Source organism: Pseudomonas sp. St316, from assembly GCF_018325905.1.
Lineage (GTDB): Bacteria > Pseudomonadota > Gammaproteobacteria > Pseudomonadales > Pseudomonadaceae > Aquipseudomonas.
Genome location: NZ_AP021901.1, coordinates 4,710,576 through 4,730,760, shown reverse-complemented (window position 1 = coordinate 4,730,760; position 20,185 = coordinate 4,710,576). Strand labels below are relative to the sequence as shown.

General features: G+C 61.3%; 17 protein-coding genes. 11 read left to right on the top strand and 6 right to left on the bottom strand.

Annotated elements, in window-relative coordinates; translation table 11 throughout:
• Window positions 1-17: 17 nt before the first annotated feature.
• Together KI237_RS21060 and KI237_RS21055 are read left to right on the top strand one after the other, a co-directional pair.
• A complete protein-coding gene (locus tag KI237_RS21060) occupies window positions 18-1,430 on the top strand; it encodes an aspartate aminotransferase family protein (protein ID WP_212796897.1) in 1,413 nt (470 codons plus the stop codon).
• Window positions 1,431-1,514: 84 nt separating this feature from the next.
• On the top strand, window positions 1,515-1,742 hold the full coding sequence (locus tag KI237_RS21055) for an MbtH family protein (RefSeq protein ID WP_212796896.1): 228 nt from the start codon (window positions 1,515-1,517) through the stop codon (window positions 1,740-1,742).
• 53 nt (window positions 1,743-1,795) lie between these two features.
• Here the strand turns inward: KI237_RS21055 and KI237_RS21050 are convergent, their stop codons facing one another.
• On the bottom strand, window positions 1,796-2,743 hold the full coding sequence (locus KI237_RS21050) for a LysR family transcriptional regulator (protein WP_212796895.1): 948 nt from the start codon (window positions 2,741-2,743) through the stop codon (window positions 1,796-1,798).
• A 103-nt stretch (window positions 2,744-2,846) separates the two neighbouring features.
• On the opposite strand from KI237_RS21050, the gene KI237_RS21045 reads away from it, so the two are divergent.
• Window positions 2,847-3,692, top strand: a complete 846-nt coding sequence (locus KI237_RS21045; protein ID WP_212796894.1) for a type 1 glutamine amidotransferase domain-containing protein — start codon at window positions 2,847-2,849, stop codon at window positions 3,690-3,692.
• A 132-nt stretch (window positions 3,693-3,824) separates the two neighbouring features.
• Here the strand turns inward: KI237_RS21045 and ppsR are convergent, their stop codons facing one another.
• On the bottom strand, window positions 3,825-4,643 hold the full coding sequence (gene ppsR / locus KI237_RS21040) for a posphoenolpyruvate synthetase regulatory kinase/phosphorylase PpsR (protein ID WP_003199510.1): 819 nt from the start codon (window positions 4,641-4,643) through the stop codon (window positions 3,825-3,827).
• A gap of 184 nt (window positions 4,644-4,827) precedes the next feature.
• Between ppsR and ppsA the strand changes: the two genes are divergently transcribed.
• The 8 genes from ppsA (at window position 4,828) to KI237_RS21000 (ending at window position 13,013) form a co-directional block, all read left to right on the top strand.
• On the top strand, window positions 4,828-7,203 hold the full coding sequence (gene ppsA, locus KI237_RS21035) for a phosphoenolpyruvate synthase (protein WP_212796893.1): 2,376 nt from the start codon (window positions 4,828-4,830) through the stop codon (window positions 7,201-7,203).
• Window positions 7,204-7,423: 220 nt separating this feature from the next.
• Window positions 7,424-8,413, top strand: coding sequence for an alpha/beta fold hydrolase (locus tag KI237_RS21030; RefSeq protein ID WP_212796892.1), 990 nt, complete (start codon window positions 7,424-7,426; stop codon window positions 8,411-8,413).
• 126 nt (window positions 8,414-8,539) lie between these two features.
• On the top strand, window positions 8,540-9,031 hold the full coding sequence (rraA, locus tag KI237_RS21025; protein ID WP_003199517.1) for a ribonuclease E activity regulator RraA: 492 nt from the start codon (window positions 8,540-8,542) through the stop codon (window positions 9,029-9,031).
• A gap of 25 nt (window positions 9,032-9,056) precedes the next feature.
• The gene (gene cmaX, locus KI237_RS21020; protein ID WP_212796891.1) at window positions 9,057-10,052 is read left to right on the top strand and encodes a divalent cation transporter CmaX; all 996 of its coding nucleotides are present in this window, start codon (window positions 9,057-9,059) and stop codon (window positions 10,050-10,052) included.
• 63 nt (window positions 10,053-10,115) lie between these two features.
• Entirely contained in the window at window positions 10,116-10,361 is a 246-nt protein-coding gene (locus KI237_RS21015; RefSeq protein ID WP_212796890.1) for a CrfX protein, read from the top strand.
• A gap of 2 nt (window positions 10,362-10,363) precedes the next feature.
• Window positions 10,364-11,188 carry a mechanosensitive ion channel family protein gene (locus KI237_RS21010; protein WP_003199523.1) on the top strand — a complete coding sequence of 275 codons (825 nt, stop codon included), beginning with the start codon at window positions 10,364-10,366 and terminating at the stop codon, window positions 11,186-11,188.
• Between the two features lie 91 nt (window positions 11,189-11,279).
• Window positions 11,280-11,870 carry an RNA polymerase sigma factor SigX gene (sigX, locus tag KI237_RS21005; protein WP_025212681.1) on the top strand — a complete coding sequence of 197 codons (591 nt, stop codon included), beginning with the start codon at window positions 11,280-11,282 and terminating at the stop codon, window positions 11,868-11,870.
• A gap of 108 nt (window positions 11,871-11,978) precedes the next feature.
• Window positions 11,979-13,013, top strand: a complete 1,035-nt coding sequence (locus tag KI237_RS21000; RefSeq protein WP_212796889.1) for an OmpA family protein — start codon at window positions 11,979-11,981, stop codon at window positions 13,011-13,013.
• A 675-nt stretch (window positions 13,014-13,688) separates the two neighbouring features.
• On the opposite strand, the gene cobA is transcribed toward KI237_RS21000, so the two are convergent.
• The 4 genes from cobA to nirB are packed head-to-tail and all read right to left on the bottom strand — an operon-like array spanning window position 13,689 to window position 19,939.
• The gene (gene cobA, locus KI237_RS20995; RefSeq protein WP_212796888.1) at window positions 13,689-14,444 is read right to left on the bottom strand and encodes a uroporphyrinogen-III C-methyltransferase; all 756 of its coding nucleotides are present in this window, start codon (window positions 14,442-14,444) and stop codon (window positions 13,689-13,691) included.
• Between the two features lie 10 nt (window positions 14,445-14,454).
• Entirely contained in the window at window positions 14,455-17,172 is a 2,718-nt protein-coding gene (locus KI237_RS20990) for a nitrate reductase (protein ID WP_212796887.1), read from the bottom strand.
• Window positions 17,172-17,489 (bottom strand): nitrite reductase small subunit NirD, encoded by a 318-nt coding sequence (gene nirD, locus KI237_RS20985; RefSeq protein WP_212796886.1) that lies wholly within the window; start codon window positions 17,487-17,489, stop codon window positions 17,172-17,174. The genes KI237_RS20990 and nirD overlap by 1 nt, the downstream gene beginning before the upstream one ends.
• A complete protein-coding gene (gene nirB / locus KI237_RS20980; protein ID WP_212796885.1) occupies window positions 17,486-19,939 on the bottom strand; it encodes a nitrite reductase large subunit NirB in 2,454 nt (817 codons plus the stop codon). Before nirB ends, nirD begins: the two co-directional genes overlap by 4 nt.
• Window positions 19,940-20,185: the final 246 nt, after the last annotated feature.

Here is a 20,185-nt window from a genome sequence, read left to right as displayed (position 1 = left end):
CACAGCGAGGTCGAGAGATGCCAGTCGCCAACAGCCTTATCGAAGCACCAACGGCTCGGCTCAGCCCGGAACCGGCCGAGACGCTCTATCAATTCAACGAGTCGCCGCTGCTGGCCCGCCAGAGTCGGCAGGAGTCCAATGCCCGCAGTTATCCTCGGCGCATCCCCCTGGCCCTCAAGCGTGCCAAGGGGTTGTATGTCGAGGATGTCGAGGGCCGCACCTTCATCGATTGCCTGGCCGGCGCCGGTACCCTGGCGCTGGGGCATAACCACCCGGTGGTGATCGACGCGATCCAGCAGGTGCTGGCCGATGAGCTGCCGTTGCACACTCTGGACTTGACCACGCCGGTCAAGGACCGGTTCGTCCAGGACCTGTTCGGCCTGTTGCCGACGCAATTGGCCGCCGAGGCGAAGATCCAGTTCTGCGGCCCCACCGGCACCGACGCGGTGGAAGCCGCCCTCAAGCTGGTGCGCACCGCCACCGGACGCAGCACCGTGTTGTCGTTCCAGGGCGGTTATCACGGCATGAGCCAGGGGGCATTGAGCCTGATGGGCAGTCTGGGGCCGAAGAAGCCCTTGGGTGCCCTGCTCAGCAGCGGCGTGCAGTTCATGCCATACCCCTACGATTACCGCTGCCCGTTCGGGTTGGGCGGTGTCGAGGGCGTGAAGGCCAATCTGCATTACCTGGAAAACCTGCTGAACGATCCGGAGGCCGGCGTGCAATTGCCAGCGGCCGTTATCGTCGAAGTGGTGCAGGGCGAGGGCGGGGTGATTCCGGCTGATCTGGATTGGTTACGCGGCTTGCGGCGGATCACCGAGCAGGCAGGGGTGGCATTGATCGTCGACGAAATCCAGAGCGGCTTCGGCCGTACCGGCAAAATGTTTGCCTTCGAGCATGCCGGGATCATCCCGGACGTGGTGGTGCTGTCCAAGGCCATCGGCGGCAGCCTGCCGCTGGCGGTGGTGGTTTACCGCGACTGGCTCGACACCTGGCTGCCGGGCGCCCACGCCGGGACCTTCCGTGGCAACCAGATGGCCATGGCCGCCGGTTCCGCGGTCATGCGCTACCTGCGCGAGCACGACCTGCCGGCCCATGCCGCCGCCATGGGCGAGCGCTTGAGCGAGCACCTGCACATCCTGCAGCGGGACTTCCCGCAACTGGGCGATATTCGCGGTCGCGGGTTGATGCTCGGGGTCGAACTGGTGGACCCGGCGGGCAAGCCAGATGCCCTGGGCCATCCGCCGGTGCATGCACAGCTGGCGCCACGGCTGCAACGCGAATGCCTCAAGCGCGGGCTGATCCTGGAGCTGGGCGGTCGGCAGGGCGGCGTGGTGCGGTTCCTGCCACCGCTGATCATCACCCGGGCGGAAATCGACCAGGTTGCCGAGATTTTCGGGCGAGCCTTGCCTGCGGCGCTCGCCCAGGCCTAATTTTCATCCGGCCCCGTACGTTCCTTTCATATCCTGGCTGCGCATGTGACGCAGTGAACCTCGAGCAAAGATGGAGAGACACCCATGACTTCAGTATTCGACCGCGAGGACATCGTCTTTCAGGTCGTGGTCAACCACGAAGAACAGTATTCGATCTGGCCAGACTACAAGGCCGTCCCCGAGGGCTGGCGCACCGTTGGCAAAAGCGGGTTCAAAAAGGAATGCCTGGCCTATATCGAAGAAGTCTGGACCGACATGCGCCCGCTGAGCCTGCGCAAGAAGATGGAAGAGCAAGCGACATTGGCACAGTAGGCCGGGGATTGTTGTGGGAGCGAGCCTGCTCGCGATGCAGGCAACTCGGTCTGTCAGTCAGCCAAGGTGATGCTATCGCGAGCAGGCTCGCTCCCACAGGTGGCGTCCGCTCTCGCTATAAAATCAATCAATGCCCGTGCCGCCGCCGGCAATTGTCGATGGGGCGGGTAGATGATTGAAAACGGTCGGCTGCGCCCGCCAACGTCCTCCAGCAACGCCACCAGCTCCCCACGCTCGATTCGCTCCCGGACGATGAAGTCATAGGTCTGGCAGATCCCCATCCCGGCCTGGGCCAGGGACACGATACCCAGCACATCGTCCGACACCTGGACATTGCCCGCCGGCAGCCATTCCCGATCTTCATGGTTCACGCGAAACAGCCAGGGCGCGATGCGTCCGCTGCTGGGCATCACGAAGGGCAGGCAGGCGTGGTTGGCCAGTTCATCGACGTGCCGGGGTGTTCCGGCGCGTTCCAGGTACTGCGGCGCAGCCACCAGGCAGAGGCGAGCGTCTTCGAGCTTGCGACCGACCAAACCGCTGTCTGGCAGCGGCCCGAGGCGGATCGCCAGGTCATACCCTTCGGCCACCAGGTCGACATTGCGGTTGGTGATGCTCAACTCGACCCGAACTTGCGGGCAAGCCCGGGCGAAGCGCGACAGCAGCGTCGGCAGGCGGTAATGGCCGTAGGTGGTCGGTACGCTCAGGCGCACGCGACCGGTCAGGACACCGTCCTGGCCCTGGATCTGCCGTTCGGCGTCGTCAATCAGGGCAAAGGCCGAGCGCGACTGTTCCAGGTACAAGGCACCGGCATCGGTCAGGTTCAGCCGTCGGGTTGTGCGTCGTAGCAGTTGCACCCCGAGCCGGGCTTCGAGGCGGGAGATGGCGCGGCTCAAGACCGAGGGCGTGGTCCCCAGCGCCACGGCGCCAGCGCTGAGGGTGCCTTTTTCCACGACCGTGACGAAGGCTTCCACGTCGGCCAGGTAATCGAATCGACGGGGCATTGTTGCCTCCAGAGACCAGGTGATGTTCCAGGGCGCCAGTTTATCGCCGGTAAGCGCATCAATACAGTGGGCGCATCTTTTATCGCAGCGTCCTGGAGTCATCATGAAAAAGCTCACGACCTTGGCAACATCTGTCGTTCTGGCAGGCATCAGTGTCGCGGCCCATGCCGATAACGTGCTGGTGGTCCTGTCCGATTCCGATCATCTGGATCTGAAAAATGGCAAGGTCTTCTCCACCGGGTTTTACCTCAACGAACTGCTGCAACCGGTAAAACTGTTGCTGGATGCCGGCCATCAGGTGACGTTCGCAACGCCCGAGGGCAAGGCGCCGACGCTGGACCGGTCCTCGGTGGACAAGATGTACTTCAATAACGATTCGACGGAGCTGGAGCGCTACCAGGCGTTGCTGGCGCAATTGAACATCACCTCGGCGAAGGACTCACCGGTGATCAGCCTGGCCCGTGTCGAGCAGATCGGCCTGGAGCACTTCGACGCCCTGTACATCCCCGGCGGGCATGCACCGATGCAGGATTTGCTCACGAGCGCGCCGCTGGGACGGGTGCTGACGCACTTCCACGCCCAGGGCAAGACCACCGCGCTGGTTTGCCACGGGCCGATAGCGCTGCTGTCGACCTTGCCTGACGCCAAGGGCTTCGTTGGCCAGTTGGCCGCCAAGGGCCAGGCCTCGGCCCAGGCCGACTGGATCTACGCGGGGTACAAGATGACGGTGATCAGCAATCAGGAAGAAGAACTGGCGAAGGGGCTGCTGGGCGGCGGGAGCATGAAGTTCTATCCGCAAACCGCGTTGGAACAGGCGGGTGGGCACTACAACAGCAACACCTCGCCGTGGACGTCCCATGTGGTAACCGATCGTGAGTTGATCACGGGCCAGAACCCTGCATCGGCGCTGGAGGTGGGGCAGGCGTTGGTCAAGCGCATGGCACAGTAGCCAGCAGCACTACAAATCCCTTGTGGGAGCGAGCCTGCTCCCGATAGCGGAGTGTCAGCCAACTTCAACGTTACTGACCCGCCGCAATCGCGAGCAAGCACGCTCCCACAGGTTTCAGGGTATGCCTGCGGTTTATTTGAACCGCCGCTCGACCCCTTTCTCCACCAGGATCTTCGCCGAAATCTCTTCCACGGAAAAATGCGTGGAGTTGATATGGGGAATGTTCTCCCGCCGGAACAGGTTTTCCACCTCGCGCACTTCGAACTCGCACTGGGCATAGCTCGAATAGCGGCTGTTGGGCTTGCGCTCGTTGCGGATCGCGGTGAGGCGGTCCGGGTCGATGGTCAGGCCGAACAGCTTGTGCTGGTGGGCGCGCAGGGCGCTGGGCAGTTGCAGGCGCTCCATGTCGTCTTCGGTCAACGGATAGTTGGCCGCGCGGATGCCAAATTGCATCGCCATGTACAGGCACGTCGGTGTCTTGCCACAACGCGACACGCCCACCAGGATCAGGTCGGCCTTGTCGTAATAATGCGTGCGGGCGCCGTCATCGTTGTCCAGGGCGAAGTTGACCGCCTCGATCCGCTCCATGTAGTTGGAGTTGTGGCCAATGGAATGGGACTTGCCGACCGAATAGGACGAGTGCTCGCTCAGCTCCTGCTCCAGGGGCGCCAGGAACGTGGAAAAAATGTCGATCATGAAACCATTGGACGTCGCGAGAATCTCACGGATGTCTTGATTGACGATGGTATCGAAGATAATCGGGCGGAAACCGTCGGTTTCGGCGGCTTTATTGATTTGCTGTACCATGGCCCGCGCCTTGTCGACACTGTCGATGTACGGACGTATGAACTTGGCGAAGGTAATGTTTTCGAACTGTGCCAACAGGCTTTGGCCTAGCGTTTCGGCCGTAATGCCGGTGCCGTCGGAGATAAAGAAAGCAGATCGTTTCATTTGCGCCTTGGGCCTTAAGCTAGTGAGCTAGTGACGATTCTTGGATATGATAGGCGCGATTTGCTGGCCGCCAGTGGCCAGCATTCTCACTTATTTTCCAGGTCCAGGCCATATCGCCGGCAAGCGCTCCCCTGGAGCCACCGGTGCCTTGAGCTTTTCCAACACAGTTAGTGGAGAGATCACCTTGGTAGAGTACGTAGTTTCCCTCGATAAGCTCGGCGTCCATGATGTGGAGCATGTGGGGGGCAAGAACGCATCCCTGGGCGAGATGATCAGCAACCTCGCCGGTGCCGGCGTATCGGTGCCAGGTGGCTTCGCCACGACCGCCCAGGCTTATCGTGATTTCCTGGAACTGAGCGGCCTGAACAAGCAGATCCACGATGCGCTCGATGCCCTGGACGTCGACGACGTCAATGCCTTGGCCAAGACCGGTGCCCAGATCCGCCAATGGATCATGGAGGCCGAGTTCCCCGAGAAGCTCAACGCTGAAATCCGTACCGCTTTCGCCAAACTGTCCGAAGGCAATCCCGACATTGCCGTTGCCGTACGCTCCTCGGCCACCGCCGAAGACCTGCCGGATGCCTCCTTCGCCGGCCAGCAGGAAACCTTCCTGAACATCCGTGGCGTGGAAAACGTCATCCGTGCCGCCAAGGAAGTCTTCGCCTCCCTTTTCAACGACCGTGCCATTTCCTACCGCGTGCACCAGGGCTTCGACCACAAGCTGGTTGCCCTGTCCGCCGGTGTGCAGCGCATGGTTCGCTCCGAAACCGGCACCGCCGGCGTGATGTTCACCCTCGACACCGAGTCGGGTTTCCGTGACGTGGTGTTCATCACCGGCGCCTACGGCCTGGGTGAAACCGTCGTCCAGGGCGCGGTGAACCCGGATGAGTTCTACGTCCACAAAGGCACGCTGCAAGCCGGTCGCCCGGCCATCCTGCGCCGTAACCTGGGCAGCAAGGCCATCAAGATGATCTACGGCGACGAAGCCAAGGCCGGTCGTTCGGTGAAGACCGTCGACGTGGACAAGGCCGAGCGCGCGCGTTTCTGCCTGAGCGACGCCGAAGTCAGCGAGCTGGCCAAGCAGGCGATGATCATCGAGCAGCACTACAAGTGCCCGATGGACATCGAATGGGCCAAGGACGGTGACGACGGCAAGCTGTACATCGTGCAGGCTCGTCCGGAAACCGTGAAGAGCCGCACCCAGGCCAACGTCATGGAGCGCTACTTGCTCAAGGAAACCGGCACCGTGCTGGTGGAAGGCCGTGCCATCGGCCAGCGCATCGGCGCGGGCAAGGTGCGGATCATCAAGGACGTCTCCGAGATGGACAAGGTCCAGGCCGGCGACGTACTGGTCTCCGACATGACCGACCCGGACTGGGAACCAGTGATGAAGCGCGCCAGCGCCATCGTCACCAACCGCGGCGGGCGCACCTGCCACGCGGCGATCATCGCCCGTGAACTGGGCATCCCGGCAGTGGTCGGTTGCGGCAACGCCACCCAACTGCTCAAGGACGGCCAGGGCGTGACCGTTTCCTGCGCCGAAGGCGATACCGGCTACATCTTCGAAGGCGAACTGGGCTTCGACATCAAGAAGAACTCCGTGGACGCCATGCCGGAGCTGCCGTTCAAGATCATGATGAACGTCGGCAACCCGGACCGTGCCTTTGATTTCGCACAATTGCCGAATGCCGGCGTGGGCCTGGCCCGCCTGGAGTTCATCATCAACCGCATGATCGGCGTGCACCCCAAGGCGCTGCTCAACTACGACGGCCTGCCGCAGGACATCAAGGACAGCGTCGACAAGCGCATTGCCGGTTACAACGATCCGGTCGGTTTCTACGTCGAGAAACTGGTGGAAGGCATCAGCACCCTGGCGGCGGCATTCTGGCCGAAAAAGGTCATCGTGCGCCTGTCGGACTTCAAGTCCAACGAATACGCCAACCTGATCGGCGGCAAGCTTTACGAACCGGAAGAAGAAAACCCGATGCTGGGCTTCCGTGGTGCTTCGCGCTACATCAGCGAATCGTTCCGTGACTGCTTCGAACTCGAGTGCCGTGCGCTCAAGCGTGTGCGTAACGTGATGGGCCTGACCAACGTCGAGATCATGGTGCCGTTCGTCCGGACCCTGGGCGAAGCGAGCCAGGTCGTCGATCTGCTGGCGGAAAACGGCCTGGCCCGTGGTGACAACGGCCTGCGCGTGATCATGATGTGCGAGCTGCCGTCCAACGCGATCCTGGCTGAAGAATTCCTCGAGTTTTTCGACGGTTTCTCCATCGGTTCCAACGACCTGACCCAGCTGACCCTGGGCCTGGACCGCGACTCCGGGATCATCGCGCACCTGTTCGATGAGCGGAACCCGGCGGTCAAGAAGCTGCTGGCCAACGCCATTGCCGCCTGCAACAAGGCTGGCAAGTACATCGGCATCTGCGGCCAGGGCCCTTCGGACCACCCGGACCTGGCCAAGTGGCTGATGGAGCAGGGCATCGAAAGCGTTTCGTTGAACCCGGACTCCGTGCTGGAAACCTGGTTCTTCCTGGCTGAGGGTCAGGCAGCGGTCTGATCGAGTGAAGGGGCCTCGCCGGTAATGTAAGCCGGGTAACCTTGTTGGAGCGAGCTTGCTCGCGATGGCGGCGTGCCAGACAACATCAATGTTGACTGTTGCGCCGCCATCGCGAGCAAGCTCGCTCCCACAGGTCGATGGTTATCAGTCTTTCCGGTCCCTTTTGATTGAAGTAGGGCGGGCTCCTGATGGATGCCGCCCTTTTTTGTGCAAGAGCATTATGCAAAGCAGCAGCAACCTCTTTCCTGTCGCCCTGATCAGCGCCGAGCGGCGCGGTGATCTGAGCGAAGATGTCTATCGCCTGAAACCCGGCAACAGCCCGGACGCCAGCGTCGAACTGGCTGTCACCCGGCTGGGCATGGCCGACGCCAGCGAAACCCGTGGCGTCCCGGTGATCCTGTTGCACGGCAGTTTTTCCAATCGACGCTTCTGGTATTCGCCCAAGGGCCTGGGGCTGGGAGCCTACCTGGCACGCCTGGGGTTCGATGTCTGGATTCCCGAGATGCGGGGTCATGGACTGTCCCAGCGCAACCTTGGCTACCGCAACAATCGGGTAGCCGACTACGCCCGTTACGACTTGCCGGCCATCGGCGCCTTCGTGCGTGAGCAGAGCGGGCAAGTGCCTCACTGGATCGGTCACTCCTTGGGTGGCATTACCCTTGCGGCAGCGTTGGGCGGCCATTACCTGGGCGAGCCTGCGGTGGCTTCTGCGGCGTTCTTTGGTACCCAGGTCAGCCGCACCTACTGGCCGTTGAAGATTCCGCCGGTGGAGTGGAGTGGTCGGTTCATCCTCAAGCGCTTTGCCCAATTGTCTGGTTCAAGGCTCAAGCGCGGCCCCGAGGACGAACCCATCGGCCTGGCCTTGGAAAGCATGCGCTGGTACGGCCTGTTCGGACGTTTCGGCGATGCGGAGAAAAACTGGTGGGCTGGGTTGGCCGATATTCAGTTGCCGGTGTTGGCAGTGAGTGCCGCAGGCGATCACCAGGACCCGACTTGGGCTTGCCGCAAGCTCTTCGAGCAGATCGGCTCAGAGCACAAGCAGTTTGTCTGCCTGGGCCAGGAGCAGGGTTTCAAAGGCAATTTCGGCCACGTCGAGATGTTGGTCAGCAAAGCGGCACAGGCTGAAGTCTGGCCGCTGGTAGCGCGTTGGCTGCAAGATCAGCGGGCACCGTTGCTGGAAAGCCTGCCCGCCCTGGCCGAGGCGGTTTGAGGCGAAGGCTCTGACAAGGGCATTTCGCTCTGGTCGGCTTGCGGCTAAGATATGACGCTCGACACGGTTCCAGTCACAAACGGTTGCTCATTCAGTCTGACGTTCCAGCCTTTCAGGAGTTGTTCGATGAACCATTACCTCACGCCCGACCTGTGCGACGCCTACCCGGAACTGGTGCAGGTGTTGGAACCGATGTTCAGCAATTTCGGTGGCCGCGATTCCTTCGGCGGCGAAATCGTGACCATCAAGTGCTTCGAGGACAACTCGCGGGTCAAGGAGCAGGTTGAACTCAAGGGTAACGGCAAGGTGCTGGTGGTTGATGGCGGCGGTTCCCTGCGTCGGGCGCTGCTGGGGGACATGTTGGCGGAGAAGGCCGCGAAAAACGGCTGGGAAGGGTTGGTGGTCTACGGTTGCATCCGCGACGTCGACATCATTGCCCAGACGGACCTCGGGGTCCAGGCCCTGGCCAGTCACCCGATGAAGACCGACCGGCGCGGTGTCGGCGAACTCAATGTGCCGGTGACCTTTGCCGGCGTGACGTTTCGCCCGGGCGAGTATGTCTATGCGGACAATAACGGCGTGATCGTCTCGCCAAGCCCGCTGAAAATGCCTGAATGAAGCAGTACAGCCATAAGGGATGAGGATGTTCGAGGAAGAAAACGCGCAGTGGGGGCTGGTGCATGCCCTGGTGCTGGACGGTAAAGGCGGCGCGCGTTCCATAGCCCGGACCGAACTCGACGATTTGCAGTTGCAGGCCGATGAAAGCCTGTGGCTGCACTGGGATCGCAGTCATCCGCAAACCCACACCTGGTTGCGCAAATCCAGTGGCCTGAGCGAGTTCAACTGCGACCTGTTGCTCGAAGAGAACACCCGGCCGCGCTTGTTGCCGTTGCCCAACGCCGAGCTGCTGCTGTTCCTGCGGGGGATCAATCTCAACCCGGGCGCCGAACCTGAAGACATGGTGTCGGTACGGATCTTTGCGTCCGCCCAGCGGGTGATCTCCCTGCGCCTGCGTCCGTTGCGCGCCACCGATGAGCTGTTGGCGCAACTGGCCGAGGGCAAGGGCCCGAAGACGGCGTCCGAACTCATCCTCTACATGGCGCAATACCTCACCAACAAGGTGCAGGACCTGGTCACCTGTCTCTCCGAAATCGTCGATGACGAGGAAGAAAAACTCGATACCGACGAACGGTATACGCCCGAGCACGACGCCATTTTGCACATCCGTCGAAGGGCTGCCGGGCTCAAGCGATTCCTGGCGCCACAGCGGGATATCTTCGGCCAGATGACGCGGCTCAAGCTGCCATGGTTTTGTGACGATGACGGCGACTACTGGAACGAATTGAACAACAGCCTGACCCGTTACCTCGAGGAGCTGGAATTGACCCGAGAGCGCGTGGGGCTTGTGCTGGAGGCCGAAGACCGGCGCCTTTCGGTGCGCATGAACCGCACCATGTACCGCTTCGGTATCGTCACCGGGATTTTCCTGCCGATGAGTTTTCTCACCGGCCTTCTGGGTATAAATGTCGGCGGCATTCCGTTTTCCGCTAGCCCCTACGGTTTCATGGTCGCCTGCCTGCTGATGATCTGCGTGGCGCTGGGGCAGTGGTGGTTGTTCCGTCGTTTGCGCTGGGTGTGATGGGGTTTCATGTGACCCGACGAAATTTGATCGCGTCTTCCACAGACATCACGAGAGGTGCGTATGCACGATCCGTTTGAACAGTCTTTGCGCGACATGCTCAAGGCTTCGCCGTCCACCCGGGACGACGATGCCTGCCTGGGACGTGTACTGAAAACCGCCAACCGCCAGGTCGGCGCGGGTGATCTGTTCAGCCTGCTGGGCCGCTGGTTGCCCGCGCTGATGATCGCCCTGAATAACGGATCGGCCCATGTCTCGCCGGTTTCCCGTCGTAAACCTGTTACTCGCACCGCTGATAAGGCTGATTGAATATGGAACTTGATCTCTGGACCCAGAGCCTCGTCACGGCAATGACTGCGTTGTGGACCAAAGTAGCTAACTTCATCCCGAACCTCTTCGGCGCGCTGGTGGTGCTGTTGCTCGGTTTTGTCGTGGCCAAGCTCCTGGACACGTTGCTGTCCAAGCTGCTCGCCAAGCTGGGCCTCGATCGCTTGATGGGCGGCACCGGCCTGACCAAGTTGCTGTCCCGTGGCGGCATCCAGGTACCGATCTCGACCCTGGTCGGCAAGATCGTGTATTGGTTCGTATTGCTGATTTTCCTGGTTTCCGCAGCAGAATCCCTTGGCCTTGAGCGAGTTTCAGCTACGCTCGATATGCTTGCATTGTATTTGCCGAAGGTTTTTGGTGCCGCGCTGGTATTGCTGGTCGGCGTCCTGCTGGCGCAACTGGCCAATGGGCTGGTGCGCGGTGCGGCCGAGGGCGTTGGGCTGGACTACGCCGCTGGCGTGGGGCGCATTGCCCAGGGCCTGGTGATCATCATCAGTATTTCGGTTGCGATCAGCCAGTTGGAGGTCAAGACTGACCTGCTCAACCACGTGATCGTGATCGTTTTGATTACCGTTGGTCTGGCGGTTGCGCTGGCAATGGGGTTGGGGAGTCGTGAAATCGCCGGTCAGATCCTGGCGGGAATCTATGTGCGTGAGTTGTATGAGGTTGGGCAACAAGTGCGTGTTGGCGAGGTCGAAGGCCAGATTGAAGAGATTGGCACGGTGAAGACCACATTGCTGACCGAGGAGGGCGAGCTGGTGTCGCTTTCCAATCGGATCCTGCTGGAACAGCATGTGAGTAGCCGCTAACCCGGCAAACCCTGCTAATGTATGCCGCCGCAAAATGCCTGCTATCGCAGGCTGCGGCGCACATTGACCTAGACTGTCGGCCCGACTTGTTTTGAACAAACCCCAATCGCTATCTACGCGCTACGACCCCCGTGATCTCTCCGATGAGGAGTTGGTCGCGCGCGCGCATACCGAGCTGTTTCACGTAACGCGTGCCTATGAAGAGTTGATGCGCCGTTACCAGAGAACATTATTTAACGTTTGTGCACGGTATCTTGGGAACGATCGCGATGCTGACGATGTCTGTCAGGAGGTGATGTTGAAGGTGCTGTATGGCCTGAAGAACTTCGAGGGGAAATCGAAGTTCAAAACCTGGCTCTACAGCATCACCTACAACGAATGCATCACGCAGTATCGCAAGGAACGGCGAAAGCGTCGCTTGATGGACGCTTTGAGCCTGGATCCTCTGGAGGAAGCGTCGGAAGAAAAGGCGCCCAAGCCCGAGGAAAAGGGGGGACTCGATCGTTGGCTGGTCTATGTGAACCCGATCGACAGGGAAATTCTGGTGCTACGATTTGTCGCAGAGCTGGAATTCCAGGAGATCGCAGACATAATGCATATGGGTTTGAGCGCGACGAAAATGCGTTACAAGCGCGCGCTTGACAAATTACGTGAGAAATTTGCGGGCATTGCTGAAACTTAAGTTCGGCGCAAATATCTCTTACGTGTAGGCAAGTTCTGTTAGACTTGCCGCCGAGTTGTCCCCCGGTTTGCGGGACTGCTTCACAATCACCAGATGGGGATTTAACGGATGAAACTGAAAAACACCTTGGGCTTTGCCATTGGTTCTTTGATTGCTGCCACTTCGTTCGGCGCTCTGGCACAAGGCCAAGGCGCAGTTGAAATCGAAGGCTTCGCCAAGAAAGAACAATTCGACAGCGCTCGTAACTTCAAGAACAACGGCAACCTGTTCGGCGGTTCGGTTGGTTACTTCCTGACCGACGACGTTGAACTGCGTCTGGCCTACGACGAAGTGCACAACGCACGTTCCGATGATGGTCGTAACATCAAGGGCGCCAACACCGCTCTGGATGCTCTGTACCACTTCAACAACCCAGGTGACATGCTGCGTCCGTACGTATCGGCTGGCTTCTCCGACCAAAGCATCGGTCAGAACGGCTCCGGCGGTCGCAACCGTTCCACCTTCGCCAACGTTGGCGGCGGCGCCAAGCTGTACTTCACCGAGAACTTCTACGCCCGTGCTGGCGTTGAAGCTCAGTACAACATCGACCAGGGCGACACCGAGTGGGCTCCAAGCGTCGGTATCGGTGTGAACTTCGGTGGCGGTTCCAAGCCTGCCGCTGCTCCAGTTCCAGCTCCGGCTGAAGTCTGCTCCGACAGCGACAACGATGGCGTGTGCGACAACGTCGACAAGTGCCCTGACACCCCAGCCAACGTAACCGTTGACGCTGATGGCTGCCCAGCTGTTGCTGAAGTCGTTCGTGTTGAGCTGGACGTCAAGTTCGACTTCGACAAGTCGGTCGTCAAGCCTAACAGCTACGGCGACATCAAGAACCTGGCTGACTTCATGAAGCAGTACCCATCCACCAGCACTACTGTTGAAGGTCACACTGACTCCGTCGGTCCTGACGCTTACAACCAGAAACTGTCTGAGCGTCGTGCAAACGCCGTTAAGCAAGTTCTGACCAACCAGTACGGTGTTGAATCGTCCCGCGTTCAGTCTGTTGGCTACGGCGAATCCCGCCCAGTGGCTGACAACGCCACTGAAGCTGGTCGTGCAGTTAACCGTCGCGTAGAAGCGCAGGTTGAAGCCCAAGCTAAGTAATTAGCCCACAGCTTTGGAAAAGCCCGGCCTAGGCCGGGCTTTTCTTTGCGTGCGATTTATGAGGCAGTCTGTGCCAGACCATGCAAAACCGGTGGGAGCGAGCTTGCTCGCGAAGGCGGCCTTACAGCCGACCTTGCTCTTGTTGACTGAGTACATATCCGTTTTCGCGGTAACGGCTACTTATGGTTCCGCCCTGACGGCGGGTCACTTTCGAAAAGCCGGAATGCCGGCCCAGGCGAAAGTAACCAAAGCGCTTTTGCCCCACCACTCGGCACCTCGCTTAGGCTCGGTGTGCCCTCACTCCGGCATTGCTCCGTGGGCCCGCCGCGAAGGACCATCCATGGTCCAGCGCGGCTATCCCGGCATCCATGCCGGGATACCCACTACGCAATACCTGCGTTCGGCCATCGTGGTTAACGGGGCGCCCGAGATCAACGTCCACCGCGAGGCGGCCTTATAGCCGACCTGGCTCTCGCGGTCGTACACCCATCCGATCTGTGGGAGCAAAGCTTGCTCGCGAGGCGGCCTAACAGCCGGCCTGGTTCTCCCGGTCGTACTCCAATCCAATTGTGGGAGCGAGCCTGCTCGCGATTGCGGTGGGTCAGTCACCATCCAGGTTGCTGATACATTGCAATCGCGAGCAGGCTCGCTCCCACAGTGGGTCGGTGTTGTCTGTTAGCGGGTTGAAGCCTGAGCCCAGGCAGTCGGGGCGACGGCCAGTTCAGCGGCCGCTGCCACCGCGCCAATCACCAGGATCGCCGGGCTCTTGAGTTGAAAGGCGCCTGCATCGGCTTCCATCGAAGCCAGGTCGCTGCGGCAGTCACGTTGGTGGGGCAGGGACGCGTTTTCGATCATGGCCACTGGCGTATCCGCGGCCAGGCCACCGGCCAGCAGTTGCTCACGGATCTCGCTCAGTTTCGCCACACCCATGTACACCACCAGCGTCGTGCCGCTTTGGGCCAGGGCTTGCCAGTTGAGGCTGCTGCCGTCCTGGGTGTGGGCCGTCACCAGCGTCACGCCCCGGGCAATCCCGCGCAGGGTCAGTGGAATATCGCACTGGGTCGCCCCCGCGAGGCCGGCGGTGATGCCATTGACCATCTCCACTTCAACACCATGTTCGCGCAGCCACTGTGCCTCTTCACCGCCGCGGCCGAAGATGCAGGGGTCGCCGCCCTTGAGACGCACCACGCATTTGCCCTGGCGGGCATAACGCAGCATCAGCCGATGAATGAAGGCCTGGGGCGTGGAGCGGCAGCCGCCGCGCTTGCCCACGGCAATGATGCGCGCAGCGGGGCAGTGTTCCAGCACCGCGGCATTGACCAGGTCATCGATCAACACCACGTCGGCTTCACTCAAGGCGCGCACGGCTTTGAGGGTCAGCAATTCAGGGTCACCGGGACCTGCACCCACCAGCCAGACTTTTGCGTTCATAGTGTTTTCCTCACGAGATAGCCGCCAGCGGTTGCGCAGTGGCAACCAGCAGGCGCTTGATTTCCGGTACGCAGGAGCCGCATTGCGTGCCACAGCCCAGTTCCTGTTTGAGCCCCTGCAAGTCCAGGCCACGTTCAATGCCTGCGCAGATCGCACGCTGGCTGACGTTCATGCAGTTGCACAGCGTTTTGCTGCCACCCGTCGTGGTGCCGACATTGCCCGGCGGCGCACTTAAAGGCGCCAGCAGCCAGCGTCGCAGTTGTTCATCGGCACGCCCTTCCAGCCACAGGTTCTGCAGCCAGTGCCGAGCCAGGGTTTCGCCAGCCAGGCGAATGGCGGTGATGCGGCCGTTTTCGATTCGAACCCGTTTGCCGATAGAGCGACGCGGATCGTCATAGGCCAGCACCGGCCCATCGATCAGGCCCAATTGCTCGTCGATGGCCTGGAGCAGTTGCGGCTCGGGCGCGACGGCGCTGGCCGCGCGAATCAGCAACGCGGGGCGCTCACGGCCAGTCAGGCTCAGGCTGACGTAGGAAAACGCCTCACACAGTGGGCGAAGCGCCTCCAGATGCTGTTGAACATCACCTTCGATCAGGGCGAAAAGCTGCCAAGGCAGGTTCACCGGTTCCAGCCGCACGCCGCTGTGCTTGAGTTCCGGTTGTTTCGACAACGGATCGAAGGCCGGTTGAGTCAGGGTATTGACCCCGCCCTTGAGGAACCGGTCGCCCCAGTGCATGGGCAGGAACGCCTGGCCGGGGCGTACGCTGTCGTCGCTGTCCACGGCCACGATCACGCTGCCGCGACGGCTCTTGAGGCTGACCAGGTCGCCCGCCTGCAGGCGATGCCGGAGCAGTTCGTCGGGATGCAGGCTGAGTACCGCTTCGTTCACATGACCAAACAACTGCGCGGCGGTACCGGTGCGGCTCATGCCGTGCCACTGGTCACGCAAGCGGCCGGTGTTCAGGGTCAATGGGTAGCGGGCGTCACGCAGTTCCTTGGCGGCGCGATAGGGGTCGGCCACAAAGTGTGCTCGGCCGCTGTCGGTAGGAAAAATCCCGTCCACGTACAGGCGAGCCGTCCCGACGGTGGCGCCGTCCGGGAAGGGCCATTGCTGAGGGCCGAGTCGATCGATCAGGGCATGGCTGATGCCGGACAAGTCCAGGTCGCGGCCACGGGTCAGCTGTTTGTATTCATCGAACAGTTGGGCCGGGGTTTCAAAGGCAAACAGGCTGGGATGCCCCGGGCGCAGGTGTTTCTCCAGGCGCTGGGCGAAATCCACGGTGATTGCCCAGTCCGGACGCGCTTGCCCCGGCGCGTCGACGGCCCGACGGACGTGGGAAATACGCCGTTCGGAGTTGGTCACCGAGCCTTCTTTCTCGCCCCAACTGGCCGCCGGCAGCAGCAGGTCGGCAAAGGCCGCGGTCTCGGTGGTCCGGAAGGCTTCCTGCAACACCACGAATGGGCAGGCTTGCAGCGCTTCACGTACCGCCGTCTGGTCTGGCATCGACTGGGCCGGGTTGGTGCAGGCGATCCACAAGGCCTTGATCTTGCCGCTGCGAACCTGCTCGAACAGCTCGATGGCGCTCAAACCCGTGGTGGCCGGCAACTGCTCGACACCCCAATAGCGGGCGACTTCGGCGCGATGCTCCGGGTTGGCCGCTTCACGATGGCCCGGCAGCAGGTTCGACAGGCTGCCGGTTTCCCGTCCGCCCATGGCATTGGGTTGGCCAGTCAGCGAGAAGGGACCCGCGCCGGGCCGGCCGATTTGTCCGGTGGCCAGGTGCAGGTTGATCAGTGCGCTGTTCTTGGCGCTGCCGGCGGTGGACTGGTTCAGGCCCATGCACCACAAGGACAGGAAGCTCGGTGACGTGCCGACCCATTCGGCGCACTGGTGCAGTTGTTCGACGCTGATGCCGCACAACTGCGCGACCATCGCCGGAGTGTAGTCGCGTACCAGGTTCTTCAGGTCCGCCAGGCCTTCGGTATGGGCCTTGATGAAGTCGCGGTCGACCCAGTCTTCCCACAGCAGCAGGTGCAAAATCCCATGGAACAAGGCGACATCGGTACCGGGCAGGATCGCCAGGTGCAGGTCTGCCAGGTCACAGGTGTCGGTGCGCCGGGGGTCGATGACGATGATTTTCATCTGTGGCCGGCGGGATTTTGCCTCTTCGAGGCGGCGAAAGAGGATGGGATGGGCGTAGGCCATGTTACTGCCGACGATCATCACGCAGTCGCTCAAATCCAAGTCTTCGTAGCTGCAGGGCGGGGCGTCGGCGCCGAGGCTGCGCTTGTAGCCCACCACGGCGGAAGACATGCACAGCCGCGAATTGCTGTCGATGTTGTTGGTGCCCACCAATGCCCGGGCGAGCTTGTTGAAGGCGTAGTAGTCCTCGGTCAGCAATTGGCCGGAGATGTAGAACGCCACGCTGTCCGGGCCGTGCTCGGCGATGGTCTCGGCGAAGACGCTGGCGGCGTGATCCAGGGCGCTGTTCCAGTCTGTGCGTGCCCGGGCCAGGCCTTTGCCCAGGCGCAATTCTGGATAGAGGGCGCGCGCGGCGAGGTCGCCGGTCAGGTGCAGCGTGGAGCCCTTGCTGCACAGTTTGCCGAAGTTGGCCGGATGGGCGGGATCGCCACTGACGCCGAGGATGCGCTCGCCGTCATGCTCGATCAGGACGCCGCAACCGACCCCGCAATAACAGCAGGTCGAGGCAGTGATCTGGCGGTTCATCAGCTTGCGTCCCGCAGTGCCAGCTGCACGCGGCCGTTTTCGACCCGGGCCGAATGATGATGGGCGCAGCCCACATCCGGGGCCTGGGCCTGGCCGGTTTCCAGGTCGATCTGCCAGTTGTGCAAGGGGCAGGCCACGCGCTTGCCGTAGACCAACCCTTGGGACAACGGGCCTCCCTTGTGCGGGCAACGGTCGTCCAGTGCAAACACCTCATCATCGCTGGTGCGGAAAATCGCGATGTCGCCTTTTGGGCTATTGATGATGCGCGAACCGAGGATATTGATTTCTTCCAGCGCGCAGATATCCAACCAGTTCATGCCGGCACCTCCAGGTTTTTCACGGGGATGACTTCAAACTCTTTTTTCAGCAGAGGCTCTTCCAGGCGCTGTTTCCATGGGTCTTGCTCCAGCGACAGGGAAAACTTCAGGCGCTCATGAAGGGCCTTGCGCCGCTCCGGGTCTTCGAGCACGGCTTTCTTGATGTGCTCCATGCCGACCCGCTGCATGTAGTGCACGGTGCGTTCGAGGTAGAAGGCTTCCTCGCGGTACAGCTGCAGGAAGGCACCGTTGTATTCACGCACTTGTTCGGCGGTCTTGAGCTTGACGAAAAACTCGGCGACTTCGGTCTTGATCCCGCCGTTGCCGCCGATGTACATCTCCCAACCGGAGTCGACACCGATAATGCCGACGTCCTTGATGCCGGCTTCCGAGCAGTTGCGTGGGCAACCGGAGACGGCCAGTTTCACTTTGTGCGGCGACCACATGTTGAACAGGTCGTGCTCCAGCTCGATGCCCAATTGGGTCGAGTTTTGTGTGCCGAAGCGGCAGAATTCGCTGCCCACGCAGGTCTTCACGGTGCGGATGGACTTGCCGTAGGCGTGGCCGGACGGCATGTCGAGGTCTTTCCATACGCCGGGCAGGTCCTGCTTCTTGATCCCCAGCAAATCGATGCGCTGCCCGCCGGTGACCTTGACCATGGGCACGTTGTACTTGTCGGCCACGTCGGCGATGCGCCGCAGTTCCGAAGGGTTGGTCACGCCACCCCACATCCGTGGGACGACCGAGTAGGTGCCGTCTTTCTGGATGTTGGCGTGGGCGCGTTCGTTGATCAGGCGCGATTGCGGGTCGTCGTGGGCTTCGCCGGGCCAGGTGGAAATCAGGTAGTAATTCAACGCCGGGCGGCAGGTGGCGCAGCCATTGGGGGTGCGCCAGTTCAGGTAGCTCATGGTTCCGGCGATGGTCAGCAGGTGCTGGTCGCGGATCGCCTGGCGGATCTGGCCGTGGTTGAGGTCGCTGCAACCGCAGATGGCTTTTTCGCTTTTGGGCTTGACGTCCGCCGCACCGCCGACGGTGTTGATCAGGATCTGCTCCACCAGGCCGGCGCAGGAGCCGCAGGAACTGGCGGCCTTGGTGTGTTTTTTCACGTCATCGACGCTGAACAGCCCGTGCTCCTGGATCGCCTTGACGATGGTGCCCTTGCACACGCCGTTGCAGCCGCAGACTTCGGCGCTGTCGGCCATGCTCATGGCTTTGTCCTGGCCCTGGTGGCCGACGTCGCCTAGTGCATTCTCACCGAACATCAGGTGATCGCGGATCTCACTGATAGCGTGGTTCTCGCGGATCTGGCGGAAGTACCAGCCGCCATCCGCGGTATCGCCGTACAGGCAGGCACCGACCAGAACGTCATCCTTGATGACCAGCTTTTTGTAGACCCCGCCAATCGGGTCGGAAAGGGTGATGGTTTCGGTGCCTTCGCCGCCCATGAAGTCGCCGGCGGAGAACAGGTCGATGCCGGTGACCTTCAACTTGGTCGAGGTGACCGAGCCTTTGTAAGTGGCAAAACCCAGTTGTGCGAGGTGGTTGGCGCAGACCTTGGCTTGTTCGAACAACGGCGCCACCAGACCGTAGGCAGTGCCGCGGTGGCTGGCGCATTCACCGATGGCGTAGATGCGCGGGTCGTAGGTTTGCATCGTGTCGTTGACCAGGATCCCGCGGTTGCACGGGATGCCGGATTTTTCCGCCAGTTCGGTATTGGGACGGATGCCGGCGGCCATCACCACCAAGTCGGCGGGGATGATGTCGCCGTTCTTGAACTGCACCGAGCCGACCCGGCCATTGCCGGCGTCGTGCAGGGCCTGGGTCTGTTCGCTGAGGCGGAATTTCAGGCCACGGTTTTCCAGGGCGGTCTGCAGCAGTTGGCCGCTGGTCTTGTCCAGTTGCCGTTCCAGCAACCATTCACCGATGTGGACGACGGTCACGTCCATGCCCCGCAGCTTCAAGCCGTTGGCCGCTTCCAGGCCGAGCAGGCCGCCGCCGATCACCACGGCGTGCTTGTGGGTCTTGGCGGTGTTGATCATCGCCTGGGTATCGGCGATGTCGCGGTAACCGATCACGCCTTCGAGCGTGTTGCCAGGAATCGGCAGGATGAAGGGTGTGGAGCCGGTGGCGATCAGCAGGCGGTCGTATTCGGCTTCGCTGCCGTCTTGGGCGATGACCCGGCGCTTGACCCGGTCGATTTCCACCACTTTACGGTTGAGCAGCAGTTTGATGTTGTTGTCCAGGTACCAGCTCAGGTCGTTGAGCACGATCTCTTCGAACGTCTGCTCACCGGCCAGCACCGGCGAGAGCAGGATGCGGTTGTAGTTGGTGTGGGGCTCGGCGCCGAACACCGTGATGTCGTACAGCTCGTTGCTCAGCTTGAGCAGTTCCTCGAGGGTTCGAACCCCGGCCATGCCGTTGCCGATCATCACCAGTTTGAGTTTTTTCATCAGGGTTCTCCGCAAGCTCATGTCCGTTTCATCACGGTGGTCGGACTGGCTCGGTCATTTTTACGAAAACAAAAAAAGGCGTCCCGCTAGCAAGCTAGCGAGGACGCCTTTGTCCTGGTCCCGTTCTCTCGGGAAGCACCGCCTTCATCGTTGGAGGCGTTGCTTTATGTATGGTGAGAGAGGTTATGCAGTGGTTGTGCCAAGTGGCTTGAAGGTGCGGATTTATTGAGGGAACGGCTGATTGCA